Here is a 17240-nt window from a genome sequence, read left to right as displayed (position 1 = left end):
TTACCGCGTCGATCGCATCATATTTATCAGGCTGTTTATAAAGATAACGCAGGGGAATGGGTAGAGTTGATGAAAGTAGTTAAAACGAGCTAATTTTGATTCACTTATAATGCGCTACGCTCACTCTCAAGATCTGCCTTTCTGACAGGATCTTTTTGAGATCGCGTAGCGCTGATAATAGCTAACTGCGCAAAGCCATTAGAACGGCATCTTAAAGCCCGGCGGCAGCTGCATACCGGAGGAGACGCCTGCCATCTTCTCTTTCTGAGTCTCTTCGATACGGCGCGCCGCATCGTTGAAGGCCGCTGCAACGAGATCTTCCAGCATATCTTTGTCGTCTTCCAGCAGGCTTGGGTCGATCTCCACGCGACGGCAGTTGTGCGCGCCGTTGATGGTGACCTTCACCAGACCCGCACCGGATTCACCGGTGACTTCCAGCTTCGCAATCTCTTCCTGCATCTGCTGCATCTTTTCTTGCATCTGCTGGGCCTGTTTCATCAGGTTACCCAGACCGCCTTTACCACCAAACATAGGCTTCTCTCTTCATTCACGTTAAAAATGACAACCGTAAGTCAAACTTACGATCAAATAGGGCGAATGCTCTCTTCATCCAGATCCGCATCGAAAAACCGTTGCAGGGTCTGAATGTTGCTATCCGCAATAATCGACTCGCGCGCCTGCGCAAGCATCTCTTCGTAAATCGCCTGACGCCACTCCAGCGGAGTGCGCATCGCGGGATTATCATCTTCAATGATAGACACTTCAACCGCTGAACCGTACAGGGTGTTAAGTGCCTCACCTAAAACTTTTAGCGTACCGGGGGAGTTCAGATGCCGCTGGGTAGTCCGCAGGTGCAGGCAGATTCGGCTCCCCTCCTGCTCTTTCCACGCGTTAAGCGCCACCTGTTCAACCAGTTTAGGCAGGCTGAGCCGACTGACCTCTGCCGCCCACGGATCGCGGGTGATGGCCTCTTCGGCAAGCTTTTGCGCCAGCTCCGGCGTCCGCTCATGCTCAAGGGCTTTCTTCAGCGCCTTCGGCGTGGCGACCACCTCTTTTACCTCTTCGGTAACCAGGGTGGTCTTCCAGCGGTAGGCCTCTTTTTTTACCGGCGCTTGCTCCTGGGCGGCGGCGGCCGGGCGCGTCTGGATGCGCTCGGTGACCGATGCCAGCCGCTCAAGCGCAGCGTTATTCACCGGCCGCGTGCGGGTTGCCGCTGCCGGTTCACTCTTTTTTGCTTTGGTCGCTCCCTGAGCACGCTGCAGCTGACTGCGGGCGGCTAGCACCTGGCTGGTGGTGTCCGACAGCGGCGCATCGCTACGCGGCGCAGCAGGCGGCGGCGATGGCGGCACCTGATCCGGCGTCAGCACTGCCGTCGGGGCAACGGGAGAGAAGTCCTGGGCTGGCACGCTCGGCTCCGGCAGCGGCATACGCGGATGGAACGCCAGCGCCCGCAGCAGGGTCATCTCTATGCCCATCCGCCGGTCCGGCGCAAACGGCAGCTCTTTGCGACCAATCAGCATTGTCTGGTAGTAGAGCTGGACGTCGCCCGGCGGCACGGTGCGCGCCAGCTCGCGCAGGCGCTGCTCAATAGCCGCCATATCGCTGCCGAGCGCGGAGGGCGAGAGCTGTACCATCGCGATGCGGTGCAGCAGGGTCTGCATCTCAACAAGCAGCGCCTCCCACTCCACGCCGCGTGCGGCAGCCTCGTTAACCAGCGCCATCACCCGTTCGCCGTTGGCCTCCACCAGCGCCTCAATCAGCGACAGCGCCTGGTCGTCATCCAGCGTGCCAAGCATCTGGCTCACCGCCTGGGCAGTGAGCTGGCCGTCGCCGCTGGCAATCGCCTGATCGGTCAGGCTAAGGGCGTCGCGCAGGCTGCCGTCGGCGGCCCGAGCCAGCAGCTGTAAGGCGCGCGGTTCGTGGTGGATCTTCTCTTCGTCGAGAATATGCTCAAGCTGCTGGCGGATCTGATCTACATCCAGCGCCTTAAGATGAAACTGCAGGCAGCGGGAGAGGATGGTTACCGGCAGCTTCTGCGGATCGGTGGTCGCCAGCAGGAACTTGACGTGCGCCGGTGGCTCTTCAAGGGTCTTCAGCAGGGCGTTAAAGCTGTGCCGCGACAGCATATGCACTTCGTCTATCAAGTAGACTTTGAAGCGGCCACGGGCTGGCGCGTACTGGACGTTATCCAGCAGATCGCGGGTATCTTCAACTTTGGTACGCGAGGCGGCGTCGATCTCAATCAGATCGACAAAGCGCCCCTGCTCGATTTCACGGCAGTTGTCGCACACGCCGCAGGGCGTTGCGGTAATGCCGGTCTCGCAGTTCAGCCCCTTCGCCAGCAAACGGGCAATAGAGGTCTTTCCGACGCCACGGGTGCCGGAAAAGAGATACGCATGATGAATGCGTCCTAACGATAAGCCGTTCGCCAGTGCAGTCAGCACATGCTCCTGACCGACGACGTCAGCAAAAGTTTGTGGTCGCCACTTACGGGCTAAGACCTGATAACTCATGGGCAGGCTCTGGAACGCTGGAAGGTGGATATACGAGGGGCAATGCTATCACAGCCTCGCCCTAACAGCGAGACTGTGTACTGACGGATGGCAATCAGTGGCCGGGGAACGGCACCAGGCTGTAACAGGTGATCCCCTGCTTCGCCAGACGCTCTTCGCCACCAATATCAAACAGATTGATAATAAAGGCAGCGTCGGTCACGTCACCACCCAGACGGCGGATCAGCTTCACGGTGGCTTCAATGGTGCCGCCGGTCGCCAGCAGATCGTCCACCACCAGCACTTTATCGCCCGGCTTGATGGCATCAACGTGGATCTCTAACTGGTCGGTGCCATACTCCAGCTCATAGCTTTCGGCGATGGTTTCACGCGGCAGCTTGCGCGGCTTACGCACCGGCACAAAGCCAACGCCCAGCGCCAGGGCGACCGGGGCGCCAAACAGGAAGCCACGGGCTTCGGTACCCACCACTTTGGTAATGCCTGCGTCTTTGAAACGCGCGACCAGCAGTTCAATGCTGAGAGCATACGCTTTCGGATCTTCCAGCAAACTGGTGACATCCCGGAACAGGATCCCCGGTTTCGGATAGTCCTGAATGCTTTTAATGCTGTCTTTTAAATACTCAAGCTGCTGCGCAGTTGCTGTCATGGATTTTTTGCCTGCTAGAAACGGTCATACTCACTGCACGCGTTGCAGGTTAATGTAACTATTGTTTAACATTTAACCAAACGTGCCCGTGCTCGAAAACGGTCGAATGTACTGGCAGAACGGGACAAATGCAATAAGCTTGAGTGCGCTTTACTGCTTTTGTTGCTTTTCATCAACCGCCTTATCAACGACCGGGATTCGCCACATAAATATCAGCAGGCAGGCGAGGATCGCCAGCAGCAGAAAACGGACCCACATCAGCTTAACCAGCCAGAGTGAAATCGCGAACGTCAGGAGGATAATGACGATGGCGCGGGGTTTGGCGCCGGGGGGCATTGCACGGTACTGCTGCCAGTGGCGAAGATAGCCGCCAAACCAGGAGCGATAGAGCAGCCAGGCGTGAAAACGAGGAGAGGATCGGGCAAAGCACCAGGCGGCTAACAGAATAAAGGGCGTGGTGGGCAACACCGGCAGCACGACGCCGAGCGTGCCGAGCGCAACCGCCAGCCAGCCGATGATAATTAACAGAGTACGTTGCATAATAGGATCGTTATCGGGCTTTTTGGCTAATGTAGCATAGCCCTGATGAATACAGGGGAGAGATTGTTGAAAACGGCTTTGCTTTTAGATTCACTGGAAAAACAGCTCGCTTCCCTGCGTGAGCGGGCTGCACCACTGGCGCACCACGCGACCGTCAGCGCACGCTTCGATCGCCATCTGTTTCAAACCCGCAGCACGTTAATGCGCGCCTGCCTGGACGAGGTTGACCATAATCTCGCCGCGCTGCGCCACGCGGTGGATGCCGGACAGCTGCCGCAGGTGGCGTGGCTGGCGGAACATCTCTCGTCACAGCTCGCCGCCCTTACCCGGGAAACGGCCACCTGGTCGCTACGGGAGTGGGACAGCGCCTCACCGGGGGTGACCAAATGGCAGCGCAAGCGGCTACAGCATCAGCAGTACGAGCGCCGCCTGCAGGAGATGAAACGGGCCCGCGAGCTGCTGCTCGCCAGAGCTACCGGTTTTGAAGAGCAGCAAACGCTACAGCGCGACGTCGTGGCGCTCGAAGGCAGGCTGGCACGCTGTCGCAGCGCGCTGGCGCGGATTGAGAACGTACTGGCCCGGTTAACACGCTAGGGAGTAACAGGAGTGAATATGTCGCTGGAAAATGCGCCGGAAGAGGTCAAGCTGGCGGTGGATCTGATTATGCTGCTGGAAGAGCACGCCATTGCGCCGGAAACCGTGCTGAAAGCGCTGGAGATAGTAAAGCGGGACTTTGAGAAAAAAGTCCCGCTGCAGGATACGCGTTCTTAAACCCCGTCAGGCGATAGCAGGCGCGCTATTGTCGTCGTTCAGGTCGCGTTTTACCTCGGTCAGCTCTTCACCTTTCGCATTGCGCAGGTGCACTTCCAGCTGATTGAACGCAATGTTGATGCCGTTCTCGCGGCACAGCCGATCGATGGTACGGTTCAGTTCATCCACGGTGTAGCTGCGATCCCGCAGCTCACGTACGTAGAGGCGCAGCTCGTGATCCAGCGTGCTCGGGCCAAAGGTCGTAAAGAAGACCGCCGGTTCCGGATCGTGCATCACCTTCGGATGATCCATCGCCGCCTTCAGCAGCACCGCCTTCACCTTATCGAGATCGGAGCCGTAGGCTACCCCAAGACGCACCACCACGCGGGTAATGGTATCGGAGAGCGACCAGTTGATCAGGCGCTCGGTCACAAAGGCTTTGTTCGGAATGATCACCTCTTTGCGGTCAAAGTCGGTGATGGTGGTGGCACGGATACGGATCTTGTTAACCGTCCCGGAGAAGGTGCCGATGGTCACCGTATCGCCGATGCGCACCGGGCGCTCAAACAGGATAATAATACCGGCGACAAAGTTACCGAATATCTCCTGTAAGCCAAAACCAAGACCAACCGACAGCGCCGCCGCCAGCCACTGGAGTTTGTCCCACGATACGCCCAGCGAGCCGAATACCGTCATCGCACCGGCAGCGATAATCACGTAGTTAAGAATAGTGGTGATGGCGTAAGAGGCCCCCTGGCGCATCTTCAGGCGCGAAAGCACCAGCACCTCCAACAGCCCCGGCAGGTTGCGGATCAGCGCCCAGGCCACCATCGCCGCAATAAGCGCAAACAGCAGGCTGCCCATGGTGACGCTTTTCACCACGTTGGCCCCCGCCTCCGTGCCGTTGTAGTGCCAGAGCGTAATGCTGTCGAGATAGGCGAACACGGTGATCAGATCGGACCAAATTGCCCAGAAGACGAGGCCAAATAGCGCCACCATCACCAGCATGGTAATACGCAGCGTCTGCTGGTTGACCTGCTCAAGGGCGATGGTCGGCTCCTCCTGCGGCTCCGCACCCTCGGCCCCCTCCTTCACCAGGTTCTGCCGACGGGCCAGCGCACGACGGTAGGCGATACGGCGAGCCGCCACGCTAAGCCCGCGCAGCACCGTCTGGTAGAGCAGGTTCCAGACAATCACCAGGTAGACGGTCTCAATCCAGCGGCCAGAGAGGCGCAGCGTGGTGTAGAAGTAGCCGGTGGCCGTCAGCACCATCAGCGCCACCGGCACAATAGAGAGTACCGTCACGGTCAGCAGGCGCAGGGCGTGGGACTCCTTATCACGCCAGCTGTCGCGGCACATCGGCCACACCAGAGCGCTGATCACTAGCAGGTTCAGGAAGATCACAATCTGCCCGGTGACGTCGTCCATCAGATGCAGCGGCGACAGCTCGGAGACCACCGACCAGAAATGCAGCGGCAGCAGAGCCAGGCTGACGCGGACGATCTGCCGACGCCAGTGGCTGGTCAACTGCGGCGGCATGCCGAAGTGGGTTACCGCCACGCCGTCTTTCTCCAGCACCTTCCAGCACACGCCGAACACCAGCCAGAAAAGCGCCAGCTTTTTACTGAAGGCCCACAGCAGCTCGCTAATATTGAGCTGCATGGTGAGCAGGATCAGCCCCGCCGCCAGGATCAGTAGACAGACCGGCAGAGCGCGGATCAGGTCGATGAGGATCGCCTTTGGCGTGTGCCCCTGACTGTCGTTACGCAGCTGGCCTACTTCGTCCGCCAGGCGAGCCTGGTACTGCTTCAGCCAGCCTAGACGCCAGCGGATCAGGCCCGCAATCAGCAGCAGCGGCAGCCCGGCCAGAAACGCAATGGCGACCGCAGGCCAGGCTTTCTCCCAGTTCACGGTGATTTTCATGGTGCGGAACTGCTCTTTAACCGCCTGTGGGAAGGCCTTGATCCACTCCCAGTCCATCGGTTTGTTGCTGTTCACCCAGAAGATCTGCTGGGTCAGCACCTCTTGCAAGCTCGTTGACACGCTCATCAGCTGTTGCTGGTTAACCTGCAGGTTGATGGCCATCATCAGCTGGTTGCCGAGCTGCTTATTGAGCTGGTCGAGCAGCTCACGGCGCATATCGACGACCTGTAGCAGCGCATCATGCACCTCGTCGTTTACCTCGCTGGCGTGCCCCTCCTCCAGTTTGCCGACGAAGGCGTCGCTCTGGAACAGGGCATCGCGTTGCTGGTTAATCTCAAACTGCTCAAGACGCAGGTCGGCGATGCGGTTGGTCATATCCGCCAGCTCGTCGGCGGAGGGCAGCGTCTGCTGCTGCTGGTAGAGAATGCGCGACAGCAGCAGGCTCCCTTTCAGCACCGAGATCTGCTCTTTGATATTGCGCTCGGACTGCAGGGCGCGATCGAGCCAGTTTTTAACTTTGATATTCTGCTGAACCAGCGCGTTACCGTTTTCCGTGGCGTCGATAAGCCGCTGGCTGAGCTGGTGGTTGAGCTCCAGCTCCTGCTTCACCAGCGGGTTGGCCTGGATACGCGCGGTTTCGTCCGGCGTGACGGCCTCCTGGGCGGTTTTTTCCGTCAGCGTCAGGCGCTTGCTGTTGACCGCCTCCTGCAGGAGCTGGAGCTGATGCTCCAGGCGGTTGCTGTTGGCCGTGACATAGTCACGCTGCTTTTGCAGGGTATCCTGCAGGGTGGTGTTGCCCTCAAGGCTTTTACGCTGCTGGTCAATCTCGGCATTCAGCAGCGCCTGCTGGGCCAGCAGCAGCGTCTGCTGAGTCGGCCGCAGCGCGCCCTCCCCTGCCCCGGTACCGTTCAGGCGGTTACGGATCTGCTGAAGCTGCTGCGAGGCGGCGTACATGGCGTTCTGCACCCGCTCCGGCTGGGTTTGCAGCGCCACCAGCTGGCTGTTGTAGGTCGCCAGATCGTTCTGCGCGGTCTGGAGATTGTCCAGCAGCTGCGAGACCCGCGACTCCAGCTGGCGCAGCGAGAGCGTCGCCAGGATTTTACGCGTTTCGTCATCGTTGTCTTTATCGCTGAGCGCGTTAAGCCCCTCCGTCGCCTCGCGCATCTTATCCGGTGCCTGGGCGACCTTCTGGCGAAGCTGAGTGGTCTCCTGCTTGACCCGCTCGATCTTGTCGAGGGTATCGAGGGTTTGCGTCAGATCGTCAATGACGAGCTTGTCCTGTGGCGTATGGTCTTTTTGCTTATTTAGCGCATCAAGCTGGCTTTGCACCTCTGCACGGGTAGGCAGATCGTTACTGGCACGGGCGTACGACGCCGTCGTAAACAGGCTTACGATAAGCACCAGCACCATGGCAAAAGCGGAGAGCGGATTTTGCGAGCGTATGGAGTGCAGCATAATTTTTAGATGAATGGTTTCTTTACGGGAAAGCGGGCCGGGACTGACCACGCGCAGAGAATATCACGCCCGTCTGGGACAACATAGCAATGCGCATAGCCTCCAGGATATTTCCTGGCGTTATGCAGGAAAATCAGGCGTTGAGCAGGCCTGGCGTTGCCCGCATGGTTGGACAGAGCTGGAACATCTCTAGCAGGATAGTGACGTAGTCACGCGCCTCTTTTTTAAGATCAAACGTTTGTGGTGAGAAGAGCCAGTTTTCCATAATGCCGGAGATGTAGCTGCGCATCAAAATGGCGGCCCGACGGGTGAGCAAATTAGCAGGCAACATTTTCGCTTGAATACAGTGGCTGAGGGTCTGTTCAATACGATCGTAACTTTCGAGGCATAAATTACGCTGAGCCTGTTGCACTATGGCCATTTCGCCGACAAACTCACACTTGTGGAAAATGATCTCCATCATTAACCGGCGACGCTCTTCGACAACGGTTGCTTCAAGGATATAGACCAGTAGTTCGCGCAAAACTGAGAGTGGATCGTCAGGGAATTTTGCCTGATACTCAAGCTCGAGATCGCCAATACTGGACTCTGACAGCTCCCAAATTTCACCAAATAAATCTGACTTATTTTTGAAGTGCCAATAGATTGCGCCACGCGTGACACCCGCAGCCTGCGCAATGTCTGCCAGAGACGTCTTGGAGACGCCGTGCGTTGAAAACAGCCGCATGGCGACATCTAAAATATGCTGACGCGTCTCCAGAGCCTGTTGTTTGGTTTTTCGTGCCATATGTTGGTGATTTTATGGGAGTCAGATTTACATACATTTATGAATGTATGTACCATAGCATGACGATAATATAAACGCAGCAATGGGTTTGTGGGCGTTTGATCCACTGATCAATTTGAAATCGGACACTCGAGGTTTACCTATGAACAAAAACAGAGGATTTACCCCTCTGGCGGCCGTTCTGATGCTTTCGGGCAGCTTAGCGCTAACAGGATGTGATGATAAACCGGCTCAACAAGGTGCACAGCAAGCGCCAGAAGTGGGCATTGTGACACTCAAATCCGCACCTCTGCAGATGACCACTGAACTGCCAGGCCGCACCAGCGCGTATCGCGTGGCTGAAGTCAGACCGCAGGTTAGCGGCATCATTTTGAAACGTAACTTCACCGAGGGCAGCGACGTTGAAGCGGGTGTCTCGCTTTATCAAATCGATCCAGCCACCTACCAGGCTTCCTATGAGAGCGCAAAAGGCGATTTAGCGCGCGCCCAGGCTGCGGCAAATATTGCCCAGGTTACCCTTAAGCGCTACCAGAGCCTGATTGGTACTAAATACATCAGTCAGCAAGATTTCGATAACGCCCAGGCTGAAGCGCAGCAGGCTAACGCCTCGGTCGTGGCCGCCAAAGCCGCCGTCGAAACCGCGCGTATCAACCTGGCCTATACCAAAGTGACCTCCCCTATCAGCGGCCGCATTGGTAAGTCGTCGGTAACCGAAGGCGCGCTGGTGCAGACCGGCCAGACTAATGCGCTGGCGACCGTGCAGCAGCTCGATCCGATCTATGTGGACGTGACCCAGTCCAGCAACGATTACCTGCGCCTGAAGCAGGAGCTGGAGAAAGGCACCCTGAAGCAGGAGAACGGTAAAGCGAAAGTTGAGCTGCTCACCAACGACGGCGCGACCTTCCCGCAGACCGGTACCCTGGAGTTCTCTGACGTCACCGTGGATCAAACCACTGGCTCTATCACCCTCCGCGCTATCGTCCCTAACCCGGATCAAACTCTGCTGCCGGGCATGTTCGTTCGCGCCCGTCTGGAAGAGGGTCTGAACCCGAACGCGCTGCTGGTTCCTCAGCAGGGTATCACCCGCACGCCGCGCGGTGAGGCGTCGGCCATGGTCGTAGGCGAAGGCGATAAGGTTGAAGTCCGCCAGGTGCAGACCTCGCAGGCGATTGGCGATAAGTGGCTGGTCACCGGCGGTCTGAAAGATGGCGATCGCGTGATCGTCACCGGCCTGCAGAAAGTTCGGCCGGGCGCGCAGGTAAAAGTGCAAGAAGTAAATAGCGATCAGGCTTCTGACAAGAAAGAGCAAGCTGCAGCTGGCGCCCAGTCAGAACAAACGAAGTCTTAACTTAAACAGGAGCCGTTAAGACATGTCTAAGTTTTTTATCGATCGCCCCATCTTCGCATGGGTTATCGCGATCATTATCATGCTGGCGGGGGCGCTTTCGATCCTCAACTTGCCGGTAGCGCAATATCCTTCGATTGCGCCACCGGCGGTGACGGTCTCAGCAAACTACCCAGGCGCAGATGCGAAAACGGTGCAGGATACCGTGACGCAGGTTATCGAACAGAACATGAACGGTATCGATGGCCTGCTTTACATGTCCTCCACCAGCGACTCGTCTGGCTCGGTGCAGATCACCCTGACCTTTAACTCCGGTACCGATGCGGACATCGCGCAGGTTCAGGTGCAGAACAAACTGCAGCTGGCCATGCCGCTGCTGCCGCAGGAAGTACAGCAACAGGGCGTCAGCGTTGAGAAGTCATCCAGCAGCTTCCTGATGGTGCTGGGGATGATCAACACCGATGGCTCGATGACCCAGGAAGATATCGCTGACTACGTGGGCGCAACGGTGAAAGATCCGGTTAGCCGTACCGCGGGCGTCGGTGACGTACAGCTGTTTGGTGCCCAGTATGCGATGCGTATCTGGATGGATCCGAACAAGCTGAACAACTTCCAGCTCACGCCGGTTGACGTAATCAATGCTATTAAGGCGCAGAACGCCCAGGTAGCCGCAGGTCAGCTTGGCGGCACGCCGCCGGTGAAAGGGCAGCAGCTGAACGCCTCAATCATCGCTCAGACCCGACTCACCTCCACGGAAGAGTTTGGTAAGATCCTGCTGAAGGTAAACCCGGATGGCTCCCAGGTTCGCCTGCGTGACGTGGCAGAGATTGAGCTGGGCGGTGAGAACTACGACGTTATCGCTAAGTACAACGGTCAGCCCGCCTCTGGTCTGGGGATCAAACTGGCAACCGGTGCTAACGCGCTGGATACCGCGAATGCCGTACGTGCGACCATTGAGTCCCTGAAGCCGACCTTCCCGGCAGGCCTGAAGGTGGTCTACCCGTACGACACCACGCCGTTCGTTAAAATCTCCATTAACGAAGTGGTGAAAACGCTGGTCGAAGCGATTGTGCTGGTGTTCCTGGTGATGTACCTGTTCCTGCAAAACTTCCGTGCAACGCTGATCCCTACGATTGCCGTTCCGGTGGTATTGCTGGGTACCTTCGCCATCCTTGCCGCCTTCGGCTACTCGATAAACACCCTGACCATGTTTGGTATGGTGCTGGCTATCGGCCTGCTGGTTGATGACGCCATCGTGGTGGTAGAGAACGTCGAACGTGTTATGGCTGAAGAGGGGCTGTCTCCTAAAGAGGCCACGCGGAAATCGATGGGGCAGATTCAGGGCGCACTGGTGGGTATTGCCCTTGTGCTGTCAGCGGTATTTATCCCGATGGCCTTCTTCGGCGGCTCTACCGGTGCAATCTATCGTCAGTTCTCGATTACTATCGTTTCGGCGATGGTGCTGTCGGTTATTGTCGCGCTGATCCTGACGCCAGCCCTCTGTGCCACCATGCTGAAGCCCATCGCCAAAGGCGACCACGGCGAAGGCAAAAAAGGCTTCTTCGGCTGGTTTAACCGCATGTTTGATAAGAGCACGCACCACTACACCGACAGCGTAGGCAATATTCTGCGCAGCACCGGTCGTTATCTGCTGCTCTATATCATCATCGTGGCGGGCATGGCGTTCCTGTTTGTCCGTCTGCCAAGCTCGTTCCTGCCAGATGAAGATCAGGGTGTGTTCTTAACCATGGCACAGCTGCCAGCAGGCGCCACCCAAGAGCGTACGCAGAAGGTGCTCGATGAGGTCACCGACTACTACCTGAAAGACGAAAAAGCGAACGTGAACTCTGTGTTTAGCGTTAACGGCTTCGGCTTCTCGGGTCGCGGTCAGAACACCGGTATCGCGTTCGTCTCGCTGAAAAACTGGGAAGAGCGTGCGGGGGCAGAGAACAAGGTTCCGGCCATTGCAGGCCGCGCCAGCGCACGTTTCTCACAGATTAAAGATGCGATGGTCTTCGCCTTTAACCTGCCGGCGATTGTTGAGCTGGGTACGGCAACCGGCTTCGACTTCCAGCTGATTGATCAGGGCAACCTCGGTCATGACAAGCTGATGCAGGCGCGTAACCAGCTGCTCGGCGAGGTAGCCAAGCACCCTGATCTGCTGGTGGGCGTACGTCCTAACGGCCTGGAAGATACGCCGCAGTTCAAGATCGATATCGATCAGGAGAAAGCGCAGGCGCTGGGCGTTTCCATTAGCGATATTAATACAACGCTGGGGACCGCCTGGGGTGGCAGCTACGTTAACGACTTCATCGACCGTGGTCGCGTGAAGAAGGTCTACGTTATGTCACAGGCTAAATACCGTATGCTGCCAAGCGATATCAATAACTGGTACGTGCGCGGTAGCGATGGTCAGATGGTTCCGTTCGCGGCCTTCTCCACGTCGCACTGGGAGTATGGTTCACCGCGTCTGGAGCGCTATAACGGTCTGCCGTCAATGGAGATCCTCGGTGAAGCGGGTCCCGGTAAGAGTACCGGTGAAGCGATGGATATGATGGAGCAGCTGGCGGGCACGCTGCCTGCGGGCGTGGGCTACGACTGGACGGGTATGTCCTACCAGGAGCGCCTCTCGGGTAACCAGGCCCCTGCCCTGTACGCTATCTCGCTGATCGTGGTCTTCCTCTGTCTGGCAGCGCTGTACGAGAGCTGGTCAATTCCGTTCTCGGTCATGCTGGTTGTTCCGCTCGGGGTTATCGGTGCACTGCTGGCGGCAACGTTCCGCGGGCTGGGCAACGACGTTTACTTCCAGGTGGGCCTGCTGACCACCATCGGCCTGTCGGCGAAGAACGCGATATTGATCGTTGAGTTCGCCAAGGATCTGATGGAGAAAGAGGGTAAAGGATTGATCGAGGCGACGCTTGAGGCAGTACGTATGCGTCTGCGTCCTATCCTGATGACCTCGCTGGCGTTTATCCTCGGTGTTATGCCGCTGGTTATCAGCACCGGGGCAGGCTCTGGCGCACAGAACGCCGTAGGTACTGGCGTAATGGGCGGGATGGTGACCGCAACCGTACTGGCCGTCTTCTTTGTTCCGGTGTTCTTCGTGGTGGTTCGCCGCCGCTTTAGCCGCAAATCTGAAGACGTGGAGCACAGCCATCCGGTTGAGCATCACTAATCCGCTCTGAAACCTGGAGTTTGTGAATCAAAGGCCGCGCAAGCGGCCTTTTTCATTATTCCCCTGAAAATCATCATGAAGGCTTATTGTTTATTGCGTTAATTTCTGTAACAAATATAAGTCGCATAATTCTTAAGGCTTAAGGGATTATCTTAAGAAGTGAAGATATTCTTAATTAATAGTATAAGCGCCTTAACGTAAGACTATTCTTAGTGGATAACATACAGGCAGGCATGGTTCAACCCTTTCGCCTGGTGAAAAACGAAAGCAAAAGATGATAATTGTAATTTTTCGTAATCGCTCCAGGAAATCTTTTTCAGAGTGACTTATAGTTAAATTGAGGCGTAAGAGCAGCTTACACGCCGACCTCAAGGAGGTATCCATCCCGAAACGGTGTTCCATGTGAAAAAAAAGCCACTTAGAAGGGGATACGTTATGGACGAATACTCGCCAAAAAGGCATGATGTCGCGCAGCTAAAATTTCTTTGCGAAACGTTGTACCATGATTGCCTGTCTAACCTTGAAGAGAGTCATCACGGCTGGGTTAACGACCCGACGTCAGCAATCAATTTGCAGCTAAACGAGCTGATTGAGCATATTGCGACCTTCGCACTTAATTATAAAATTAAGTATAATGAAGATAATAAACTGATCGCCCAGATCGACGAATACCTGGACGACACGTTCATGCTGTTCAGTAGCTATGGCATTAGCACAGAAGACTTGCAGAAATGGCGCAAATCCGGCAATCGCCTGTTTCGCTGTTTCGTTAATGTGAGCAAGGCTAACCCTGTTAGTCTGTCCTGTTAAAACTATTACAAATACATAGGTGAATTTATGTCTGATAAACCATTAACCAAAGTAGATTATTTGATGCGCCTGAGGCGCTGTCAGACAATTGACACGCTTGAACGCGTGATTGAGAAAAATAAATACGAACTGTCTGACAACGAGCTAACGGTCTTTTATTCCGCTGCCGATCATCGCCTGGCTGAACTGACCATGAATAAACTGTATGACAAAATCCCCTCCTCCGTGTGGAAGTTTGTTCGTTAGTCTGCGCACCGTGTCATAGCCATTTCTCGCCGCCTTTATCAGACGTGTTTTGATGGGTTTGAGCGCCGGGCTTTTGTCTTATAAAGTAATGTGATCTCAATCACATACTAAACTCAGCGCGATACTCTTTCAGGCTATCTCCATCCAGGATGTTCCTGTTACGTTTAACAGTGAGATAGCCATGAGTACAGAAAAGCAGAAAATGATTGCCGGACAACTCTACCGATCTGGCGATGAAACATTACGGGCAGATCGCCTGCGTGCCAGGGAGCTGCTGCACCAGTACAACCACTCCGGCCCTACCGAAAAGAGCGAACGGCGCGGCCTGCTTGCCGAGCTGCTCGGTAAAAGCGGCAATGCCTATATCGAGCCGAACTTCCGCTGCGACTACGGCTACAACATTTTTCTCGGCAACGATTTTTACGCCAACTTTGACTGCGTGATGCTGGACGTCTGCCCTATCCATATTGGCGATAACTGTATGTTCGCCCCAGGGGTGCATATCTACACCGCCACCCATCCGCTTGATGCAACCGAACGTAACAGCGGATTAGAGTTCGGCGCGCCCGTGACCATTGGTCATAACGTCTGGGTCGGCGGTCGGGCCGTGATAAATCCGGGCGTGACCATTGGCAACAACGTGGTTATCGGCTCCGGCAGCGTGGTGATCCGCGATATCCCTGACGACGTGGTAGTGGCGGGAAACCCCGCACGGATTATTAAAAAGCTGCCAACGGCTTCGGCGTAACTGTTATGCTTTTTTGTTGTCTGGCTGTTACTTTTTTTTATCGGCGGGGATCGTAAAATAGGCTGTTTCACCTGCGTTTTGTCCGATCCCCAAAGGTAAAAAATGACAGAAATAGAGCGACTGCTTACCCAAACGATCAATGAGCTAAATATTCGCGAGAAGCGTGACAATCGGCCACGCTTCAGCATTAGCTTTATCCGCAACCATCCCTGGCTGTTTATCGGCATGTATGTTGGCTGGTTTGCTACCCTGGCGGTGATGCTCCAGTCCGAAACCTTAGCAGGCTCCGTCTGGCTGCTGGTGGTGCTTTTCGCCCTGCTGAACGGCTTCTTCTTTTTCGACGTCTACCCGCGCTACCGTTATGAGGATATCGACGTGCTCGATTTCCGCGTCTGCTATAACGGCGAGTGGTACAACACGCGCAATGTGCCGCCAGAGCTGATCGACGCCATTATGCAATCGCCTAAGGTAGATGCTGCGCAAAAGAGCCAGCTCCAGCAGATGGTGCAGAAAAAAGGCGAGCTTTCGTTTTACGACGTCTACTCCCTGACGAAGCCGAAAACCGGGCCGCACGCTCAGCCGCAGGTCGCTTCTTGAGCCAGTTGACATATCCAAAAAAAGTATTAGATTTAAGTTAACAGCGTTGCTTAGTGAGGTCGCTGTTAGGTAGTAAGAAGTAGATAGTAAGATGTAAGTAATGAATGCGATAAAGGCCACGAAGTATTGTTGTATGGGAGAGTCGGCGTAGCGTAAATCAGTTGCAAGCCTACCCGATGACGCTTTAAGGCCACGTAGTCAGTTTCTACAATCGCAGGGTGTGAACGAAATCGCGATGATGTAAGGCTCCGTTGTATGTTGTATGGGTTGTGAATTAAAACGTCATGTTTTGAATCGCAATGGAAGTAAGGCCACGCATCAAATAGTTGATATCGCGAAGGGTGTGTACTTGAGTACCGAGGTGAAGAACCTTAAACGTGTACATTTAAAGCAGTATCATAAGTAGTATCATGTAGTTAAGTTCCTTAATGTTAAACGCAATATCAGTAGTACCCTAAGAGCCCTGGCTTCTCAAGTCAGGGCTCTTATCATTTTGGCCCGCCGCAAGCCCGCTCCCCCGCTACATCTGCCTTATGCTTTTTTCGCAAAAGCACGTGATCCTGCTCGGTCATAAATTAGAAAAGAAGGTTATTGGTTGAAAATAGGGCGTTAGGGCACTCTGCCAGAAAGCCACTATGAGGAGCCAGCCATGACCGCTACCCGCCTGCCCATTCTTGACCTGTCGCACTTTTCCAATCCCGACCAGCGTCCCGCCTTTCTGGAGCAGCTGCGTAATGCTGCACGAGATATCGGTTTCTTTTATCTGGTGAATCATGGCGTGGACGACGCCCTACAGCATGCCGTCCAGCAGGAGGCCCGCCGCTTCTTTGCCCTTTCCGATGCGGAGAAGCAGCAGGTCGCCATGATCCACTCGCCCCATTTTCGCGGCTATAACCGTGCGGCCTCGGAGCTAACCCGCGGCCAGCCGGACTGGCGCGAACAGTTTGATATAGGCGCTGAGCGTCCAGCGCTGAACGTGGCCGGGGACGATCCTCGCTGGCGACGTCTGCAGGGACCGAACCTGTGGCCAGAGGCGCAGCCGACGCTGAAGCCTGCCCTGCTCGCCTGGCAAAAAGCGATGACCCGCATGGCCCTCAGCCTGCTGCGCGCCTTCGCCCAGGCGCTAAACCTGCCAGCCGACGCCTTTGATGCGCTGTACGGCGATAAACCCAACGAGCATATCAAGCTGATCCGCTACCCCGGCCAGCCGGCCACGGAGAGCCAGCAGGGCGTCGGCGCACACAAGGACTCGGGTTTCCTCAGCTTCCTGCTCCAGGATGAGCAGAGAGGGTTGCAGGTTGAGGTCGCTCCGGGCCGCTGGCTGGATGCCGCCCCGCTGGCCGGAAGCTTTGTAGTGAACATTGGTGAGCTGCTGGAGCTGGCCACCAACGGCTATCTGCGCGCCACGGTACATCGGGTCGTCTCTCCCGCAGCTGGCCAGGAGCGGCTGTCGATCGCTTTCTTCCTCGGCGCACAGCTGGATGCGGTTGTACCGGTCTATGCCCTGCCCGAGCAGCTGGCCCAGGAGGCGCAGGGGCCAGAGAGCGACCCGCTCAATCCGCTGCTGCGCGACGTGGGTTGGAACTACCTCAAAGGACGACTGCGATCCCATCCGGACGTAGCCGAGCGTTACTACCGGGACGTGCTGCGCGAGCGCAGTGAGCAACTGATTGCCTGATTAAACCCACTGACATAACGATAAGGA

At 56.1% G+C, this 17240-nt stretch carries 15 protein-coding genes and 1 other annotated feature; of the genes, 9 read left to right on the top strand and 6 right to left on the bottom strand.

Features of this window, described 5'->3' with window-relative positions; all coding sequences use genetic code 11:
- Window positions 1-198: 198 nt before the first annotated feature.
- From EV102420_RS11080 to EV102420_RS11065, 4 genes are all read right to left on the bottom strand, one after another.
- Window positions 199-531 carry a YbaB/EbfC family nucleoid-associated protein gene (locus EV102420_RS11080; RefSeq protein ID WP_042391656.1) on the bottom strand — a complete coding sequence of 111 codons (333 nt, stop codon included), beginning with the start codon at window positions 529-531 and terminating at the stop codon, window positions 199-201.
- Window positions 532-584: 53 nt separating this feature from the next.
- Window positions 585-2513, bottom strand: a complete 1929-nt coding sequence (dnaX, locus tag EV102420_RS11075; protein WP_042391655.1) for a DNA polymerase III subunit gamma/tau — start codon at window positions 2511-2513, stop codon at window positions 585-587.
- Window positions 1188-1252 (bottom strand) — a sequence feature (DnaX frameshifting element). (Overlaps the previous gene by 65 nt.)
- A gap of 94 nt (window positions 2514-2607) precedes the next feature.
- A complete protein-coding gene (gene apt, locus EV102420_RS11070) occupies window positions 2608-3159 on the bottom strand; it encodes an adenine phosphoribosyltransferase (RefSeq protein WP_042391654.1) in 552 nt (183 codons plus the stop codon).
- A 150-nt stretch (window positions 3160-3309) separates the two neighbouring features.
- Window positions 3310-3699, bottom strand: a complete 390-nt coding sequence (locus tag EV102420_RS11065; RefSeq protein WP_042391653.1) for a DUF454 family protein — start codon at window positions 3697-3699, stop codon at window positions 3310-3312.
- A 66-nt stretch (window positions 3700-3765) separates the two neighbouring features.
- Here EV102420_RS11065 and priC point away from each other — a divergent pair, with 66 nt between their 5' ends.
- On the top strand, window positions 3766-4293 hold the full coding sequence (gene priC, locus EV102420_RS11060; RefSeq protein WP_042391652.1) for a primosomal replication protein N'': 528 nt from the start codon (window positions 3766-3768) through the stop codon (window positions 4291-4293).
- Between the two features lie 18 nt (window positions 4294-4311).
- Window positions 4312-4470 carry a pleiotropic regulatory protein RsmS gene (gene rsmS, locus EV102420_RS21385; RefSeq protein ID WP_072015242.1) on the top strand — a complete coding sequence of 53 codons (159 nt, stop codon included), beginning with the start codon at window positions 4312-4314 and terminating at the stop codon, window positions 4468-4470.
- 6 nt (window positions 4471-4476) lie between these two features.
- Here the strand turns inward: rsmS and mscK are convergent, their stop codons facing one another.
- Together mscK and acrR are read right to left on the bottom strand one after the other, a co-directional pair.
- Window positions 4477-7827 (bottom strand): mechanosensitive channel MscK, encoded by a 3351-nt coding sequence (gene mscK / locus EV102420_RS11055; RefSeq protein ID WP_042391651.1) that lies wholly within the window; start codon window positions 7825-7827, stop codon window positions 4477-4479.
- Between the two features lie 133 nt (window positions 7828-7960).
- The gene (gene acrR, locus EV102420_RS11050) at window positions 7961-8614 is read right to left on the bottom strand and encodes a multidrug efflux transporter transcriptional repressor AcrR (protein ID WP_042391649.1); all 654 of its coding nucleotides are present in this window, start codon (window positions 8612-8614) and stop codon (window positions 7961-7963) included.
- Window positions 8615-8756: 142 nt separating this feature from the next.
- Here acrR and acrA point away from each other — a divergent pair, with 142 nt between their 5' ends.
- The 7 genes from acrA to EV102420_RS11015 all read left to right on the top strand — a co-directional run bounded on the left by acrA (window position 8757) and on the right by EV102420_RS11015 (window position 17213).
- Entirely contained in the window at window positions 8757-9962 is a 1206-nt protein-coding gene (acrA, locus tag EV102420_RS11045) for a multidrug efflux RND transporter periplasmic adaptor subunit AcrA (RefSeq protein WP_042391647.1), read from the top strand.
- Between the two features lie 22 nt (window positions 9963-9984).
- Entirely contained in the window at window positions 9985-13134 is a 3150-nt protein-coding gene (acrB, locus tag EV102420_RS11040; RefSeq protein ID WP_042391646.1) for a multidrug efflux RND transporter permease subunit AcrB, read from the top strand.
- Window positions 13135-13569: 435 nt separating this feature from the next.
- The gene (tomB, locus tag EV102420_RS11035; RefSeq protein ID WP_042391644.1) at window positions 13570-13944 is read left to right on the top strand and encodes an Hha toxicity modulator TomB; all 375 of its coding nucleotides are present in this window, start codon (window positions 13570-13572) and stop codon (window positions 13942-13944) included.
- Window positions 13945-13971: 27 nt separating this feature from the next.
- A complete protein-coding gene (hha, locus tag EV102420_RS11030) occupies window positions 13972-14190 on the top strand; it encodes a hemolysin expression-modulating protein Hha (RefSeq protein WP_042391642.1) in 219 nt (72 codons plus the stop codon).
- 181 nt (window positions 14191-14371) lie between these two features.
- The gene (gene maa / locus EV102420_RS11025; protein WP_042391641.1) at window positions 14372-14938 is read left to right on the top strand and encodes a maltose O-acetyltransferase; all 567 of its coding nucleotides are present in this window, start codon (window positions 14372-14374) and stop codon (window positions 14936-14938) included.
- A gap of 102 nt (window positions 14939-15040) precedes the next feature.
- Entirely contained in the window at window positions 15041-15535 is a 495-nt protein-coding gene (locus EV102420_RS11020; protein WP_042391639.1) for a YlaC family protein, read from the top strand.
- 649 nt (window positions 15536-16184) lie between these two features.
- A complete protein-coding gene (locus EV102420_RS11015) occupies window positions 16185-17213 on the top strand; it encodes an isopenicillin N synthase family dioxygenase (RefSeq protein WP_042391637.1) in 1029 nt (342 codons plus the stop codon).
- Window positions 17214-17240 lie beyond the last annotated feature (27 nt).

Source organism: Pseudescherichia vulneris NBRC 102420, assembly GCF_000759795.1.
GTDB classification, from domain to species: domain Bacteria; phylum Pseudomonadota; class Gammaproteobacteria; order Enterobacterales; family Enterobacteriaceae; genus Pseudescherichia; species Pseudescherichia vulneris.
Note: the sequence above shows the minus strand (reverse complement) of the source record. Positions and strands in the feature narration are given on the sequence as shown.